This is a genomic window from Acidipropionibacterium thoenii DSM 20276 (assembly GCF_000423445.1).
GTDB classification, from domain to species: domain Bacteria; phylum Actinomycetota; class Actinomycetes; order Propionibacteriales; family Propionibacteriaceae; genus Acidipropionibacterium; species Acidipropionibacterium thoenii.
Genome location: NZ_AUHZ01000015.1, coordinates 1 through 15,659 on the forward strand (window position 1 = coordinate 1; position 15,659 = coordinate 15,659).

Annotated in this window: 16 protein-coding genes and 1 pseudogene; 15 read left to right on the forward strand and 2 right to left on the reverse strand. The window is 69.4% G+C overall.

Going from position 1 to position 15,659, the window contains the following annotated elements:
* Window positions 1–190: pseudogene (locus G554_RS0106465) on the reverse strand (ISL3 family transposase); the annotation flags it as partial.
* Window positions 191–410: 220 nt separating this feature from the next.
* Here G554_RS0106465 and G554_RS15080 point away from each other — a divergent pair.
* The 15 genes from G554_RS15080 to G554_RS15085 all read left to right on the forward strand — a co-directional run bounded on the left by G554_RS15080 (window position 411) and on the right by G554_RS15085 (window position 14,542).
* Window positions 411–1,415: a tetratricopeptide repeat protein gene (locus G554_RS15080; protein WP_245569978.1), complete on the forward strand. Its 1,005-nt coding sequence runs from the start codon at window positions 411–413 to the stop codon at window positions 1,413–1,415.
* A complete protein-coding gene (locus tag G554_RS0106475; RefSeq protein ID WP_027587276.1) occupies window positions 1,412–2,410 on the forward strand; it encodes an HAD-IIA family hydrolase in 999 nt (332 codons plus the stop codon). Before G554_RS15080 ends, G554_RS0106475 begins: the two co-directional genes overlap by 4 nt.
* An 80-nt stretch (window positions 2,411–2,490) precedes the next feature.
* A complete protein-coding gene (locus G554_RS0106480) occupies window positions 2,491–3,162 on the forward strand; it encodes a biotin transporter BioY (RefSeq protein ID WP_084648365.1) in 672 nt (223 codons plus the stop codon).
* Window positions 3,159–3,887 (forward strand): energy-coupling factor ABC transporter ATP-binding protein, encoded by a 729-nt coding sequence (locus G554_RS0106485; protein WP_027587278.1) that lies wholly within the window; start codon window positions 3,159–3,161, stop codon window positions 3,885–3,887. The genes G554_RS0106480 and G554_RS0106485 overlap by 4 nt, the downstream gene beginning before the upstream one ends.
* Window positions 3,884–4,543: an energy-coupling factor transporter transmembrane component T family protein gene (locus tag G554_RS0106490; RefSeq protein ID WP_425393343.1), complete on the forward strand. Its 660-nt coding sequence runs from the start codon at window positions 3,884–3,886 to the stop codon at window positions 4,541–4,543. Before G554_RS0106485 ends, G554_RS0106490 begins: the two co-directional genes overlap by 4 nt.
* Window positions 4,540–5,268: a TlyA family RNA methyltransferase gene (locus G554_RS0106495; protein WP_027587280.1), complete on the forward strand. Its 729-nt coding sequence runs from the start codon at window positions 4,540–4,542 to the stop codon at window positions 5,266–5,268. The genes G554_RS0106490 and G554_RS0106495 overlap by 4 nt, the downstream gene beginning before the upstream one ends.
* A 59-nt stretch (window positions 5,269–5,327) precedes the next feature.
* Entirely contained in the window at window positions 5,328–6,290 is a 963-nt protein-coding gene (locus G554_RS0106500) for an NAD kinase (protein ID WP_051232616.1), read from the forward strand.
* Window positions 6,287–8,005: a DNA repair protein RecN gene (gene recN / locus G554_RS0106505; protein WP_027587282.1), complete on the forward strand. Its 1,719-nt coding sequence runs from the start codon at window positions 6,287–6,289 to the stop codon at window positions 8,003–8,005. The genes G554_RS0106500 and recN overlap by 4 nt, the downstream gene beginning before the upstream one ends.
* Before the next feature lie 35 nt (window positions 8,006–8,040).
* Complete coding sequence (locus G554_RS0106510) at window positions 8,041–9,717, forward strand: CTP synthase (protein ID WP_027587283.1); 1,677 nt, start codon at window positions 8,041–8,043, stop codon at window positions 9,715–9,717.
* A gap of 11 nt (window positions 9,718–9,728) precedes the next feature.
* On the forward strand, window positions 9,729–10,409 hold the full coding sequence (locus G554_RS0106515; RefSeq protein ID WP_027587284.1) for an NUDIX domain-containing protein: 681 nt from the start codon (window positions 9,729–9,731) through the stop codon (window positions 10,407–10,409).
* Window positions 10,406–11,341: a site-specific tyrosine recombinase XerD gene (gene xerD / locus G554_RS0106520; protein ID WP_027587285.1), complete on the forward strand. Its 936-nt coding sequence runs from the start codon at window positions 10,406–10,408 to the stop codon at window positions 11,339–11,341. The genes G554_RS0106515 and xerD overlap by 4 nt, the downstream gene beginning before the upstream one ends.
* Before the next feature lie 34 nt (window positions 11,342–11,375).
* The gene (locus tag G554_RS0106525; RefSeq protein ID WP_036924911.1) at window positions 11,376–12,317 is read left to right on the forward strand and encodes a ParA family protein; all 942 of its coding nucleotides are present in this window, start codon (window positions 11,376–11,378) and stop codon (window positions 12,315–12,317) included.
* Window positions 12,302–12,673 carry a hypothetical protein gene (locus G554_RS0106530; RefSeq protein WP_027587287.1) on the forward strand — a complete coding sequence of 124 codons (372 nt, stop codon included), beginning with the start codon at window positions 12,302–12,304 and terminating at the stop codon, window positions 12,671–12,673. The genes G554_RS0106525 and G554_RS0106530 overlap by 16 nt, the downstream gene beginning before the upstream one ends.
* Window positions 12,670–13,413 carry a pseudouridine synthase gene (locus G554_RS0106535; RefSeq protein ID WP_027587288.1) on the forward strand — a complete coding sequence of 248 codons (744 nt, stop codon included), beginning with the start codon at window positions 12,670–12,672 and terminating at the stop codon, window positions 13,411–13,413. The genes G554_RS0106530 and G554_RS0106535 overlap by 4 nt, the downstream gene beginning before the upstream one ends.
* A gap of 73 nt (window positions 13,414–13,486) precedes the next feature.
* Window positions 13,487–14,542, forward strand: a complete 1,056-nt coding sequence (locus G554_RS15085; RefSeq protein ID WP_084648371.1) for an FKBP-type peptidyl-prolyl cis-trans isomerase — start codon at window positions 13,487–13,489, stop codon at window positions 14,540–14,542.
* A 14-nt stretch (window positions 14,543–14,556) separates the two neighbouring features.
* On the opposite strand, the gene gluQRS is transcribed toward G554_RS15085, so the two are convergent.
* Complete coding sequence (gene gluQRS / locus G554_RS0106545; RefSeq protein WP_084648366.1) at window positions 14,557–15,582, reverse strand: tRNA glutamyl-Q(34) synthetase GluQRS; 1,026 nt, start codon at window positions 15,580–15,582, stop codon at window positions 14,557–14,559.
* Window positions 15,583–15,659: the final 77 nt, after the last annotated feature.

A 15,659-nucleotide genomic window follows, 5' to 3' on the forward strand; every position in this document is an offset into this window, starting at 1 on the left:
GTGGTCTCCCTTCGCAGCCGCAGCGCCGGCACCACTGGTCGGGCTCGACCACCTGGCAGGCCAATACGGCACGATCCGGCTCGAGTCGCTGCCCGGTGACAACGAGGCCGAGTTCGTCGAGGCGGCAGAAGGCAGTCAGGTCGGGGCTGGCGAACGCATCAGCGCGCCCGCCGACGGAAGCGTCGTGCACGTCGAGGTCTTTCGGGCTGAGTGTGTAGGAGCTCTCATCCTCGGGAGACCTCGACCCCTACCCGGCCACCGACGCGCCGGCCCGCCGCGCGACGTGCGCTACACCCTCATCTGGGAAGAGCCTGTATACCGACCCGTCTGTATACCCGCACACCACGAGGGGCCACGCGTCGGGGTATCCGCATTGGTGCCGGGGCTCCTGCTGCGGGAGACTGTTCCACATGGCAGATTCCACACATCGCGGCGGCTCGGGCCGCGGATTCTCGGGCGACCGTCGCCGTGGCGGTTCGGGGCGCTCGGGCGGCTACGGCAACAACTCGTCGCATCGAGGCGCAGGCCCGCGTGGCGCAGGAGACGGTGGCCGCAGAGGGGCCTGGAGCGGGCCCCGTCATCGCGATGACGATGATCAGGGTCGCGAGCACGACCGTCGGGGCGGTCGGCGCAATGACAGGTCGGACCGGCCCGGTTCCCGGCAGTCTGGTCGTGACCGCGGGCAGGATCACGATGTCGTGGACCGGCGCGGCTACGGCAAGTACGCCGATGAGCCGGTGGCACCGTTGGACTTCGACGAGGACGCCCTGCCGCCTGCGATCAAGGCCGAGCTGCGCAGTGTGCCGACCGATGTCGCCCATATCATCGAGGGTCACGTGGTTGCTGCTGCCGAACTGCTCGAGGAGGACCCCAAGCTGGCCCATCAGCACGCCCAGGCGGCACTGCGGCGGGCCGCTCGGCTGCCCGTGTTGCGCGAGGTCGCTGCGGAGACGGCCTATGCGGCCGGGGAGTACGCCTCGGCCCTCAATGAGTACCGGGCGCTACGAAGGATGACCGGCAACGACAATCTGTTGCCGGTGATGGCCGACTGCGAACGTGCTCTGGGTCGCCCGCAGGCGGCTCTGAAACTGATCCGCGAGGGTGAGGAGAGTGAGCGGCTCAGTTCCTCCCAGCGGGTGGAGCTGGTGCTGGTGAAGGCCGGGGCCCGGGAGGACATGGGGCAACAGGCCGAGGCCCGCAGGCTGCTGCGTGGCGCGATCGCCACCGTCAAGGCCTCCGACGAGGCCGAGGCGCGGCTGCACTACGCCTACGCCGAGTTGATGCTGACCTCCGGTGATGTCTCGACAGCCAGGAAGTACTTCGCGACCGCGGACTCCCTGGATGCCTCCGAACTGTTGGACGCCGCTGACCGGCTCAAGGAGCTGGAGGCCGGCGAGAAGGGTGATGACAAGTGAGTAGAGCGCTGATTGACGGTTTCGATGCGGCACTGTTCGACCTGGACGGCGTCATCTACCTGGGCCCCGAGCCGGTGCCCGCCGCCCCTGCCACCATTGCAGCCCTTCGGGCCGGCGGGGTGAAGGTGGGCTTCGTCACCAACAATGCGGCCCGCAGCACCACCACGGTTGCCGGGGTCCTGCAGGGAATGGGGATCCAGGTCGGTGCTGCCGACGTGGTCTCCTCCGCCCAGGCCATCACCGACCTGGCTGCCGCTCAGTTGCCGGCCGGAGCCAAGGTGCTCATCGTGGGCACCGAGGCGCTGGCGCAGGAGGCCAGGATCCGTGGTCTGGAGCCGGTGGCGGGGGCCGATGACGAGCCGGCCGCAGTGATCCAGGGATACCACCCGCAGATGCCCTGGTCGCTGCTGGTGGAGGCCGGGATCGCGGTACAGCACGGGGCCCGATGGTACGGCGCGAATCCCGACATGACCCGTCCCACCGACCGCGGCCTGGTCCCGGGTATCGGGGTGCAGCTGGCCGCGGTGGGTGCCACCGTGAACGTCAAGCCGGTGATTGCCGGCAAGCCGCACCGTCCGTTGCTGGACGCCACCGTCGCCCGGCTGGGCTGCACCTCGCCGATCTTCGTGGGGGACCGGCTCGACACCGACGTTCTCGGCGCCAACGGGGCCGGGATGGGGTCGCTGTTCGTCCTCTCGGGTGCCCACGGCAAGGATGACCTGCTGGACGCCGGACCGCAGTCCCGGCCGCAGTTCATCGCCAATGATGTCTCGGGCCTGCTGGCCGAGCCACGCCGGGCGGTCATCGACGGCGATCGTGCCCTCTGCCGAGCCGGTGAGGCGGTGGTCCGCGACGGGATCGCCCGGATCAGCAGTCCGGTGGTGTCGGATCTGGACGCTCAGCTGGACTGCCTGGCGGCTCTGCTGGCACTGGTCTGGAGCGGTCGCGGAACAGCCCCGCATCGGGACCTGGAGGTCCTGGACCTGGTCCACTGAACACTGTTCAAGGGAACTCGCTATGATTCGGATCGGTCCTGTCGGGTCGACTGGACCTCGATAGCGCCCAGGAGAGCATCATGGCTGAGACATCCACATCCGGATCGGCACCTGCCGGCATCGCCGAGCACAGCGTCGGCCCTTCCCCCAGCGCCGGCAGGCCGGCCAGGTCGGGCCTCGGGGCCACCGACCTGGCCCTCATCGCGGTCTTCGCGGCCCTCATCGCGGTCCTGGCGATCATTCCGCCGTTGTTCATGGTCGGGGCGGTGCCATTCGCACTGCAGATGATCGGGGTGATGGTCGCCCCGATGCTGCTGGGCTCGGTTCGCGGCGGCCTCTCGGTCGGGCTGTACATCCTGGTCGGGGTGCTCGGGCTGCCGGTCTTCGCCGGACAGGCCAGCGGTCCCGGGATCCTGCTCGGGGCGACCGGCGGGTTCCTCATCGGCTACCTGCTGGGCGCCTTCGCCGCCGGGGCGGTGGCCACCGCCGTGCTGCGGGCTCGTCCGAGGCGTCAGCTGCTGCCGGTGCTGCTGTTCGCCGTGGCACTGCTCGACATGGTGGTCATCTACGCTCTGGGAATCGCCGGCATGATGATCAACGCCGGGATGTCGCTGCGGGCGGCACTGGTCGGCAATGGCATCTTCTTCGCGATCGATCTCATCAAGGCCTGCCTGGTGGTGGCGATCGCGCTGGCCGTCCTCCGGGCCTTCCCGCGGATGCTGCCGGCCCCGGCAGCACGGGTTCGGGCGTGATCGAGTTCCGGGGTGCCGGCCTGAGGGTCGACGAGTACGACATCGACGGTGCCCACCGGCAGGTGACGATCCTGGACGGCATCGATCTGGTGCTGTCCGAGCGCAGGGTGGCGGTGATCGGACCCAATGGCGCCGGCAAGTCCACCCTGCTGCAGATGGTCAACGGGCTCGTGGAGCCGACATCCGGCGAGGTGATCGCCGACGGCGTCAACCCTGTCCAGGATCCTCGCCGAGCCCGTCGGCAGGCCGGCTACATCTTCACCGACCCGCGGTCGCAGCTGGTGATGTCCACCCCGCTGGCCGACGTCGAGCTGAGCCTGAGGCAACGGATCCGCAATCGCGCGCAGCGCCATCAGTGCGCCCTGGACCTGCTCACCCGACGAGGGCTGGGGGATATCGCGGCCCGCAGTGTCCATGACCTGTCGGGTGGTGAACGCCAGCTGGTGGCGCTGACGAGCGTGCTGGCCGTCGAACCCACCATCATCCTCGCCGACGAACCCACCACTCTGCTGGATCTGCGCAACCGGGAGCAGCTGCGACGGGCCTTCGAGGAGCTGGACCAGCAGATCCTGTGCTCGACCCACGACCTGGAACTGGCCGCCTCGATGGATCGGGCGATCGCCGTGGAGAGCGGTCAGATCGTCGATGACGGGCCGGCCGGCGAGGTCGTGTCGCGCTACCGCGAACGGATGACCCGCCAGGCCGACGCCGGGGCGTCCCGGTGAGCAGGGCGGCACGGGTCCAGGACTACCTGGGTGTCTACCTGCCGGGAGACACCCCGGCGCACCGGCTGCCGGTGGGTGCGAAGTACCTGATGCTGATGGCTTTGGGGGTGCTGCCCTTCCTGCTGCGGATCTGGTGGTTCTCGCTGGTCTGCCTGGCGGCCTCGGTGCTGGTCGCCCTGGTGGTGGCCAGGCTGCCGCCACGGCTCGGGCTGAGGATCGGTGCCCCGCTGTGGATCATGAACGGGCTGGTTCTCGGCTATCACCTGGTGCTGGGCGACTGGCGGCGAGGGGTGATCTACGTCGCCTCCCTGATGGCCTGTCTCTACGTCTCCCGGGTGCTCACCTGTACCACCTCCCCCGATGCGTTGATGGACGCCATTGCCGGTTCTGCGCGGATCCTCCGGCCGTTGGGGGCCAGCCCGGAGAAGTTCGCCCTGGCGGTCACCCTGATGTGGGCGACCATCCCCTATCTGCTCGGATCGGTGCTGTCGATCCGTCAGGCGGCCCGGGCGCGTGGACTGGAGAGGTCCTCGTGGCGGTTCGTCATCCCGGTGATGGTGGGCGTCGTCGGCCACGCCCTGGAGGTCGGGGACGCACTGCGGGCCCGGGGGCTCGGCGATGAGCCCGAGATCGAGGAGCAGGGACGGCTGCGGTGAGCGCGCAGCGACTCGACGTGGCGATGGTGACCCGCGGCCTGGCCCGGTCGCGCACACTGGCTGCCAGACTGGTACGCCAGGGCAGGGTGAGGGTGGATGGACAACCGGTCACCAGGCCCTCCCGGCGCATCGAGGACGCGCAGCTGGTGGAGGCCGAGGTCGAGCACTGGGTCTCCCGGGGAGCCGGCAAGCTGCTGGGGGCCCTCCAGGATCTCGACGTGACCGTTCCGCCGAGAGTTCTGGACGCCGGGGCCTCCACCGGCGGGTTCACCCAGGTGGTGCTGGAGAAGGGCGCAGAGCTGGTCTTCGCCGTCGACGTCGGCCATCACCAGCTCGCCGCCCAGATCGCCGACGATCCGAGGGTGCAGGTCCGCGAGGGGCTCAACCTGCGCGATCTCACCCTGGCCGATCTGGATGGCCGACCGGTGGATCTGGTGGTCGGCGACGTCTCCTTCATCTCTCTGACCCTGCTGCTGGCCCCGCTCACGTCGGTGTGCTCGACCACCGCCACGATGCTGCTGCTGGTCAAACCTCAGTTCGAGGTGGGCCGCCATGATCTGGGAGCCCATGGCGTGGTCGGCGACCAGGGTCTGCGCGACCGGGCGGTGCAGAAGGTGATGGACGCCGCAACCGGCTGCGGCTGGCGGGTCAGCGACCGGGCACCCGCCAGGATCACCGGCCAGGACGGCAACCAGGAGTACTTCATCCGGCTGGAGCGCGGCTGAGCCCCGGCCGTCCGGAAAGCTACGCTGGGTTCGTGACTTCCCCGATGGGCACAGCCCAGATGAGCTCCCCCGATCTCAGCGGTACCGAGCGGGCCGGCCGGTCGCGTGCCGTCGTGGTGCTCTCCCACGCCTACCGCCCCGATGCCTTCGACGCCGCGGCCGAGTTCATCGAGGCGATGGATGAACGCGGGATCACCTGCCTGGTCACCGAGGGGCAACTGGGTCAGCTCGGTTCCAGGCTGCCCGGGATCACCCTGGTGAGTCTGAGCCGGGCAGATCCCCAGCCGGATCGCTTTGACATCGAGGTGGTCGTCGTCTTCGGCGGGGACGGCACCATCCTGCGGGCAGCGGAGTGGTCCCTTCCCCATCAGGTGCCGATGCTGGGGGTGAATCTGGGCCATGTCGGTTTCCTGGCCGAGCTGGAGAGATCGGACATGGCCTCCCTGGTGCGTCAGGTCTGCACCCGTGACTACACGGTGGAGGATCGGTTGGTGCTCGACGTGCGGGTCCTCGACCACCATGGGAACCAGATGTGGCGCTCCTTCGCCGTCAACGAGCTCAGCCTGGAGAAAGCCGCTCGGCGCCGGATGCTGGACGTGCTGGCCTCGGTGGACGAGTTGCCGGTCCAGCGCTGGAGCTGCGACGGGATCCTGGTCTCCACACCCACCGGCTCCACCGCCTACGCCTTCTCGGCCGGCGGTCCGGTGATGTGGCCGGACCTGGACGCCATGCTGATGGTCCCGTTGTGCGCCCACGCACTGTTCGCCCGCCCGATGGTGCTCAGCCCGGAGGCCCGCGTCGACCTCGACATCCAGCCGGCCGGATCCGACTCCGGGGTGCTGTGGTGCGACGGACGGCGCAGCTACGATGTGCGCCCCGGACGCCGGGTCACCATCACCCGGCACGCCCAGCGGCTGCGGATCGCCCGACTGGCCGAACAGCCCTTCACCTCCCGGCTGGTGAAGAAGTTCGCCCTGCCGGTCGAGGGGTGGCGCCAGTCCGAGGGCGACCTGGACTCATGATCCGCGATTTCCTGATCCGCGACCTGGGCGTCATCGAGGACGCCCAGGTCGAGTTCGCACCGGGACTGACCGCCGTCACCGGGGAGACCGGCGCCGGAAAGACCATGGTGGTCAGTGGCCTGGGGCTGCTACTGGGGGCCAGGGCCGATCCGGGCCTGGTCCGGCAGGGGGCGTCCCGGGCCGTGGTGGAGGCCACCATCGGGACCGATGCCCGGATGGCCGAACAGATCGAGGAGCTGGGCGGTGAGACCGAGGACGGTGAGGTGATCTGCTCACGGTCGGTGCTGGCCTCCCACCGGTCGCGCTCGGCGATCGGGGGAGTCCAGGTGACCGCCGGGCGGCTGGGTCGGCTGACCGGCTCGACGATCACCATCCACGGGCAGTCCGAGCAGCTGCGACTCACCTCGGCCGATCACCAGCTCGACGTCCTGGACCGTGCCGCCGGCCCCCAGATGGCGCGACTGCTGGCGGCCCATCAGGAGATCTGGTCGGCTCACCGCAGGCTGGCGGAACGGCTCGTGGAGTTGCGCACCGGTGAGCAGGACCGCGCCGTGGAGATCGAGGTGCTGCGCCGTCGGCTGGCCGAGGTCCAGGCCGTCGACCCGCAACCCGGCGAGGACCAGGAGCTCATCGCCGAGGCGCGCCGGCTCGCCCGGGCCCAGGACTCCCGGGCCGGGCTGCTGCGCGCCGACAGATACCTCAACGGCGCCGAGACCGAGACCGGCCTGGAACCGGGGGCGGTCTCGCTGCTGGAACTGGCCCGTCGCGAGCTGGACGGGCTGGGCGGCGGAACCGGGGCGGACCGGAACGAGGAGGACCGCCGGGAGCTGGCCGCCCTGGCCGACGCCGCCCGCCGGATCGGCTACGACCTGGCCGAACTGGCCACCGACCTGGCGGCCCGCGCTGAGCACGCATGGGCCGATCCGGCCCGGATTGAACAGGTCAACTCCCGGCTGGCGGCCATCCAGCGGCTGCTGAGGGCACGGTCCACCACCCTGGAGAGGTTGCTGGAGGCCACCGCGAGGGACAGTCGGCGGCTCGATGAGCTGGCCGGCGACGCCGCCGATCCCGCCGAGCTGGAACAGCGGGTGGCGCAGCTGGCGGCCGAACTGGCCGACAGTGCCGAGCGGATCTCGGCGCTGCGCCGCTCCACGGCCGAGCGGCTGGCTACGGCCATCGAGCCCGAGCTGGCCGCCCTGGCGATGCCGACCGCCCGGCTGAGGTTTCAGCTCGAGTCCGCCTCGATGGGTCCCAGAGGAGCCGATCAGGTGGTCATCATGCTGGCCGCCAACCCGGGCGCCGACCCCGCCCCGCTGGCCTCGGCGGCATCCGGGGGCGAGCTGTCACGGGTCAGGCTGGCCCTGGAGGTCGTGCTGGCCGGCAGCGAGCAGGCCCGGACCTTCGTCTTCGACGAGATCGATGCCGGGGTGGGCGGTGCCGTCGGCATCGAGATCGGACGCCGACTGGCCCGGCTGGCACGGCGTCACCAGGTCATCGTGGTGACCCACCTGCCCCAGGTCGCCGCCTTCGCGGACTGCCACCTGGTGGTCACCAAGACCTCCGACGGCAGAATCACCCGATCCGGCGTCCACGCCGTCAGCGGCGCGGACAGGCGCAGCGAGCTGGCGCGCATGATGACCGGGATGTCCGGCTCCGAGCTGGCCGTCGAACATGCCCAGGAACTGCTCGATCTGGGAGAGGGTGTCCGCGGCTAGAGCAGAACCGCTCCCACCGGATAGGCTGGAACTCCGTGAGCACCGACAATCACTGCACCAAGCACGTATTCGTCACCGGCGGAGTCGTCTCGTCGCTGGGGAAGGGGCTCACCGCTTCTTCTCTGGGTTCCCTCCTGAAGAGCCGTGGCCTCAAGGTCACCATGCAGAAGCTCGATCCCTATCTCAATGTGGACCCGGGCACCATGAACCCCTTCCAGCACGGTGAGGTGTTCGTCACCGAGGACGGCGCCGAGACCGATCTGGACATCGGCCACTACGAGCGGTTCCTCAATGAGAACCTGTCGGGCGAGGCCAATGTCACCACCGGCAAGGTGTACTCCACGGTGATCGCCAAGGAGCGTCGCGGCGACTTCCTGGGCGATACCGTCCAGGTGATCCCTCACATCACCAACGAGATCAAGGCCCAGATGCTGGCGATGGAGGCCGGTGACCCCGACGTCGTCATCCACGAGATCGGCGGCACCGTCGGTGACATCGAGTCGCTGCCCTTCCTGGAGGCCGCCCGCCAGGTGCGCCACGAGATCGGCCGGGAGAACGTCTTCTTCCTGCACGTCTCGCTGGTGCCCTACATCCGCCCCGCCGGTGAGATGAAGACCAAGCCCACCCAGCACTCGGTGGCCGCGCTGCGCGAGGTCGGTATCCAGCCCGACGCCATCGTCTGCCGCTCCGAGCGGGCCCTGGCCAAGGGGATCAAGTCCAAGATCGCCCTGATGTGCGATGTCGAGGAGCAGGCGGTGGTCTCCTGCCCCGATGCCCCCTCCATCTACCTGATCCCCAAGGTGCTGCACCGTGAGGGGTTGGACGCCTATGTCGTCCAGCGACTGAGCCTGTTCTTCCGCGACGTCGACTGGACCACCTGGGATGATCTGCTCAACCGCGTCCAGCACCCCACCGAGGAGCTCACCGTCGGGCTGGTCGGCAAGTACATCGACCTGCCCGATGCCTACCTGTCGGTGACCGAGGCGTTGCACGCCGGTGGCTACGCCAACCGGGTGAAGGTCAACGTCAAGTGGATCGCCTCCGACACCTGCGCCACCCTCGACGGTGCTCGTCATGCCCTCGAGGGGGTCGACGCCATCTGCGTTCCCGGCGGATTCGGCATCCGTGGTGTGGAGGGCAAGGTCGGCGCCATCAGGTATGCCCGCGAGACCGGGCTGCCCTTCCTGGGGCTGTGCCTGGGCCTGCAGTGCGCGGTCATCGAGGTGGCCCGCGACCTGGCCGGGATCGAGGACGCCGCCTCCAGCGAGTTCGACCCCGACTCCGCCAACCCGGTGATTGCCACGATGGCGGAGCAGATCGAGATCGTCTCGGGCCACGCCGACCTGGGTGGCACCATGAGGCTGGGGGCCTACCCGGCCAAGCTGGACAAGGACAGCCAGGTGGCCAAGCTGTACGGCACCACCACCATCTCCGAGCGGCACCGCCACCGCTACGAGGTCAACAACGCCTACCGGGACGCACTGGAGGGCGCCGGACTGCACATCAGCGGCACCTCGCCCGACGGCTCCCTGGTGGAGTTCGTCGAACTGGACCAGGACCTGCACCCCTACTTCGTGGCCACCCAGGCCCACCCCGAGCTGAAGTCCCGGCCGACCCACGCGCATCCGCTGTTCCGAGGACTGGTCGCCGCCGCGGTGGCCCATCACCGCGGCGAGGACCGCTCGGCGCCGCTTCCCCAGGATGCCGAATGACCCAGCCGCCAATGAGCACACGATGGGACCACGACGAGAGCTGGCAGATCGACTCCCACCAGGTGCTGGCCACCGGGCGGGTCTGCGACTTCGTCAACGACACCGTGGTCACCCCGACCGGGGAACAGATCTCACGGCAGTACATCACCCATCCCGGTGCGGTCGGCATCATCGCCCTCGATGACCAGGACCGGGTGGCGGTGGTGCGCCAGTACCGTCAGCCGGTCCGGATGATCCTCGTGGAACCGCCGGCCGGGCTGCTGGACGTCGAGGGCGAGAACTATCTGCACGCGGCCCAGCGAGAGCTGGCCGAGGAGGCCCAGCTGGCCGCCGATGACTGGCGGATCCTGGTCGACATCCTCACCTCCCCCGGCGGCTCCCAGGAGTCCCTCCGGATCTTCCTGGCCCGAGGGCTGCATCCGGCAGAGCGGCCACAGGGTTTCGTCCTGGAGGGCGAGGAGGCCGCCATGAGCCACGACTGGGAACCTCTGGACGATCTGATCGACGCCGTCCTCGACGGATCCTGCCAGTCGCCCACCCTGGTGGCGGGACTGATGGCCCTGGAGGTGGCCCGGAGCCAGGACCGTATCGACCGGCTCCGGCCGGCAGACGCCGGCTGGCCGATCCGGGAACGCCCCGGCGGTCTGACCGGAGTACCCGCGGGGATCATCGGCCATCCGGAGCAGGATTGAGCGCTTCGCGGCTCGAGGATCTGGTGGCCGACTACCTGTCGCACCTGGCGGTGGAGCGGGGACTGTCGGGCAACACCATCGCCGCGTACCGGCGCGACCTGGCCAGGTACACCGATTTCCTGGCCGGACGCGGGCTCGAGGAGTTGTCCCAGGTCAGCGCCGTCGACATCTCCGAGTTCTCCCGGCAACTGACCGACAACCACCTCGCGCAGGCCTCGGTGGCCCGAGCGGTGGTGGCGGTGCGCAATCTGCACTCCTTCGCCCTGGCCGAGGGCAGGGTGGCCGCCGATGTGGCCCACGACGTCTCGCCGGGCAACCGGCCCCGCCGACTGCCCAAGGCGCTGTCGGTGGAGGCGGTCGAGGCACTGCTGAAGTCCTGCGACACCACGACCACCGAGGGGCTGCGGGACCGGGCCCTGCTGGAGCTGCTCTACGGAACCGGTGGCCGCGTCTCGGAGATCTGTGACCTGGACGTCGACGATCTCCATGGGGTGCTGGCCGATCCTCAGATCGGCCTGCGGCTGGTCGGCAAGGGGAACAAGGAGAGGGTCGTCCCATTGGGCAGCTATGCCGCCCGGGCCGTGACGGCCTGGCTGGTGCGGGGCCGACCGCAGTGGGCCGGACGCGGCGTCGTCACCCCCGCCCTGCTGCTCAACCAGCGCGGCGGCCGGCTCTCGCGGCAGAGTGCCTGGGCGGTGATGCAGCGCGCCGGCAAGCGGGCCGGACTCACCGAGAAGCTGTCCCCGCACAGTCTTCGGCACTCATTCGCCACCCATCTGCTCGATGGCGGAGCCGATGTCCGCGTGGTCCAGGAGCTGCTCGGCCACTCCTCGGTGACCACCACTCAGATCTACACCCTCGTCACCGCCGAGCACCTGCGCGAGGTGTACCGGTCGGCCCATCCACGGGCTCTTCGAGGTGGGAGCAGCTAGGGTTGTGCCAGCCCGGCCGTACCGGGCTCGACAGATGCGAGAGGAAGGGTTCCAGGTGCCCGAGGCGACCGATCAGGAGGAGCTCATCCACGTGCCGGCTCCCGGCAGGGAGGCCGCCGACGCCGCTGAGCACGACATCGGGCCCACCGGTCGGCCGTGGCCGGTGCTGCCCGAACCGGCACCGGTCCCCGATGGTCCCAAGCAGGCCATCGTCATCTCGATGTGCAACCAGAAGGGCGGGGTCGGCAAGACGACCACCACCATCAATCTCGGTGCCGCCCTGGCCGAGTGCGGCCGCAAGGTGCTGCTGGTCGACTTCGACCCGCAGGGCTCGCTGTCGGTCGGGCTCGGTATCAACCCCCACAATCTCCAGGTCAGCATCTACAACCTGCTGCTGTCGCGCCGCGACAAGGTCGAGGACGTCATCCAGCAGACCGTGATCAACGGGATGGACCTGCTGCCGGCCAATATCGACCTGTCGGCCGCCGAGGTCCAGCTGGTCTCCGAGGTGGCCCGCGAGCAGACCCTCAAGAGGGTCATCGACAAGGTGCGCGACCAGTACGACATGATCCTCATCGACTGCGCCCCCTCGCTGGGACTGCTCACCATCAACGCGCTGACCGCCTCGGACTACGTCATCATGCCGCTGGAGTGCGAGTTCTTCGCGCTGCGCGGGGTCGCCCTGCTGACCGACACCATCGAGAAGGTCCAGGACCGGCTCAATCCCGACCTCAAGATCATGGGCATCCTGGGCACCATGTTCGACCCGCGCACCCTGCATGCCCGGGAGGTGATGGAGAGGGTCGTCCAAGCCTTCGGTGAGGTGGTCTTCCACACTGTCATCAAGCGCACCGTCAAGTTCCCCGAGACCACCGTGGCCGGGGAGCCGATCACCACCTACGCCCCCTCCTCACCAGGGGCCAAGGCCTACCGCGACCTCGCCAAGGAGGTGCTGGTCAGATGTCACGCCGGGTGAGGCTCCCGGGCGCCGATGAGTTGTTCCGGCCCACCGCGGACCAGCCCCATCCCGGCCCCGAACGTGACCGGCCGGCCGCCGGCGGCGCAGGGTCGCAGCCCGCCAGCCCGGTGACCGGGCGGGTGCGTCACGACCAGAAGATCACCGTCTATGTCAGCACCGATGAGCTGATCTCCCTGGAGACCGCCCGGGTGACCCTGCGGGCCCACGGTGTCAACGCCGATCGCGGCCGCATCGTGCGGGAGGCGATCGCGCTGGCACTGGCCGATCTGGACTCCGCAGGCCCGGACTCGGCGCTGCTGGCCCGGTTGCGCGGCCGATCCAAGACCATCAGGACGACAGGAGAACAGCGATGAGCGACGAGCTGCACGAGGGCATACGACTTCAGAAGGTGCTCGCCCAGGCGGGAGTGGCCTCCCGGCGGGCGGCCGAGGAGATGATCGACGAGGGCCGGGTCGAGGTCAATGGCGAGATCATCATCACCCAGGGCCGCCGTGTCGACCCCGAGCACGATGAGATCCGCGTCGACGGGTCGCGGATCCCCACCGCACGGCGTCACCTCTACTACGTGCTCAACAAGCCCCGTGGTGTCGTCTCCACGATGGATGACCCCGACGGACGGCCCTGTCTGGCCGATCTGGAGGGGGTACCCCACAATGAGCGACTGTTCCATGTCGGGAGGCTGGACACCGAGACCGAGGGTCTCATCCTGCTCACCAATGACGGCGAGTTCGGCCATCGGATGTCCCACCCCTCCTACAAGGTGCTCAAGAGCTACCTGGCCGAGGTGGAGGGTCACGTCGACGACAAGGTGATCCGGCGGCTGGCCAAGGGGCTCACCCTGGATGACGGTCCGGTCAAGCCCGACTCGGTGCGGCTGGTGCAGGCCTCCGAGACGAAGTCCCTGGTGGAGGTGAGCCTGCACGAGGGCCGCAACCGGATCGTGAGGCGAATGATGGACTCGGTGGCCCATCCGGTGCGCAAGCTCTCGCGCACCGCGATCGGGCCTGTGCGGGTCGGACGGCTCGGGGTCGGCGACATGCGCCCGTTGAGCCGCGAGGAGCTGGGCAAGCTGTTCGACATCGTGGACCTGTGAGAGCGGTGGACCTGTGAGAGTTGTGGACCTGCCCGATGTGGACGCTCCCCGGGGCTCGGGTAACGTGCATCGGGTGATCTCTCGCGTTCTCCGTACCCGTGGCAACAGGGCAGCCGGGTTGGCTGCCGTGGCAGTGGTGGCCGCCCTCAGCCTGACCGCCTGCAACTCGACCGACTCCTCCAGTGGGTCGACGCCGTCCCCCTCGGTCAGCTCGGCCGCCCCCAGCTCGGCCACCCCGTCGGCCTCGGCGACCCCCAGCGCCTCGGCGACCCCGACCACTCCGGCCACCGTCATCACCAGCCTGGACGCGATCACCGTGACGGGGGCGGCCGGCAAGTCCCCGACCGTCACCGCGAAATGGCCCATCCGGATCGCCAAGACCACCTCCAAGGTGCTGACCGCGGGATCGGGCATCGCCCTGCAGGCCGATTCCACGGTGCGCATCAACTACGTGGGCATCAACGCCCGCACCGGAAAGACCTTCGACTCCAGCTTCACCCGCGGCGCCTCGGCGACCTTCTCGCTGAGCCAGGTCGTGGCCGGCTTCCAGAAGGGCCTGATCGGCCACAAGGTCGGCGACCGGGTGCTCATCATGATGCCCGGCTCCGACGCCTATGACTCACAGGGCGGCAACGAGCAGGCCGGCATCGCGAAGGGCGACTCGCTGGTCTTCGTGGTCGACATCCTGGCGGCCTCCTATCCCACCGCCACCGGCACCGCTGTGACTCCGGCGGCTGGACTGCCGACCGTCACCGTCAAGAACAACATCCCGACGGTGACCATCGGAAAAGCCGCCAAGCCCAGCACACTGGTCACCCAGACTCTCATCAAGGGCCCCGGAGCCAAGGTCACCGCCACTGACGGTATCCAGGTGCGGTATCGCAGCTGGGCCTGGTCCAACGGCAAGATGATCGAGGACGGGTTCAGCGGCGAGGCCGTCACCGGAGAGATGTCCGGTGTCATCGAGGGTTGGCGCAAGGGTCTGGTGGGTCAGACCGTCGGCTCCCGGGTGATGCTCATCGTGCCCCCCTCGATGGCCTATCCGCAGGGCAATGCAACGCCGTCGATCGCCAAGAACGAGACCCTGGTCTACGTCGTCGACATCCTGTACGCCGAGTCCGCCCAGTAGTCCCCCCGGGGGGCTCAGTGATCGGCGTGCAGTTCGGTGTCCGACCACCAACCCTGCGGGCCCGCCAGTGGTCCGGCGTCCAGCGGGGTCTGTGCGGCAGCCGGGTCCGGAGGGGTCAGCGCCAGGTCGATCCGGGGGTCGGGGGCCAGCAGTTCGTCGAGCCGGTCCACCTCGGGCAACCCCAGTGAGCGGCACAGCAGCCTTCTCAGCTGTGGGACGCCGATCCCGGCCTCGGCCAGCTCGGCCAACCCTGCGGAACCGAGTGACCCCGGGGTCCTGGCGGACTTGGCCAGCCGCCGGCCGGCCGGTCCGGTGACCAGGCCGGTGTGGGCATAGCCGGGCACCGGCATCCCCAGCAACCCTGCGATCACCGCCTGGCGCGGCGCCGAGGGCCACAGGTCGCGGGCCCGCACCACCTGATCAACCCCTTGGAGACCGTCGTCGACGACCACCGCCAAGTTGTAGGCCGGAGTCCCGTCATTGCGCCGCAGCACGACGTCGTCGACCCTGCCACGCTGGCGACCGCGGGCCAGATCGGTGACCGCACAGCTGTCGACAGTGGTCCTGAGTCGAAGGGCCGGCGGCCGGGAGGAGGATCGTGCGGTCCGCTCGGCGGCCGTCAGATCGCGGCAGGTGCCGGGGTAGGGCTGCCAGTCGCCCTCCCCGGACTGCGGATTGCCGTCAGGTGCCTGGCTGGCCGCGGCGATCTCCCGACGGGTGCAGAAACAGGGATAGCTGTCGAGCCGGGAGATCATCTCGGCGTAGATCTCCAGGCGCTGGGACTGCCGGATCACCGGGGGGTCCCAGTCCAGCCCCAGCGCCTCCAGATCGGCCAGCTGCCGGCCGGCGATATCGCCGGCGGCCGCCACCCTGGCCTGGTCGAGATCCTCGATGCGGACCACGAATCCGCGTCCGGACCTGCGGGCCAGCAGCCAGGCCGCCAGCGCGGTGCGCAGATTGCCCAGATGCAGGGCCGAGGTGGGGGAGGGGGCGAACCGGCCGCGTCCCGGATCGCCGGGGGTCCGATACGGGTAGTTCATGCTGGTCACTGTAGAGGCGCCGCTGGGCGGCTGGCAGTAGGCTGTGGGGTCGCGGCCACCATCGAGGCTCGTACCGG

Coding starts and splice junctions, on each gene's coding strand:
- G554_RS0106480 (WP_084648365.1), top strand. CDS start 2,491: ATGGCTGAGACATCCACATCCGGATCGGCACCTGCCGGCATCGCCGAG.
- G554_RS15080 (WP_245569978.1), top strand. CDS start 411: ATGGCAGATTCCACACATCGCGGCGGCTCGGGCCGCGGATTCTCGGGC.
- G554_RS0106500 (WP_051232616.1), top strand. CDS start 5,328: ATGAGCTCCCCCGATCTCAGCGGTACCGAGCGGGCCGGCCGGTCGCGT.
- gluQRS (WP_084648366.1), bottom strand. CDS start 15,582: ATGAACTACCCGTATCGGACCCCCGGCGATCCGGGACGCGGCCGGTTC.
- recN (WP_027587282.1), top strand. CDS start 6,287: ATGATCCGCGATTTCCTGATCCGCGACCTGGGCGTCATCGAGGACGCC.
- G554_RS0106535 (WP_027587288.1), top strand. CDS start 12,670: ATGAGCGACGAGCTGCACGAGGGCATACGACTTCAGAAGGTGCTCGCC.
- G554_RS0106525 (WP_036924911.1), top strand. CDS start 11,376: ATGCGAGAGGAAGGGTTCCAGGTGCCCGAGGCGACCGATCAGGAGGAG.
- G554_RS0106530 (WP_027587287.1), top strand. CDS start 12,302: ATGTCACGCCGGGTGAGGCTCCCGGGCGCCGATGAGTTGTTCCGGCCC.
- G554_RS0106515 (WP_027587284.1), top strand. CDS start 9,729: ATGAGCACACGATGGGACCACGACGAGAGCTGGCAGATCGACTCCCAC.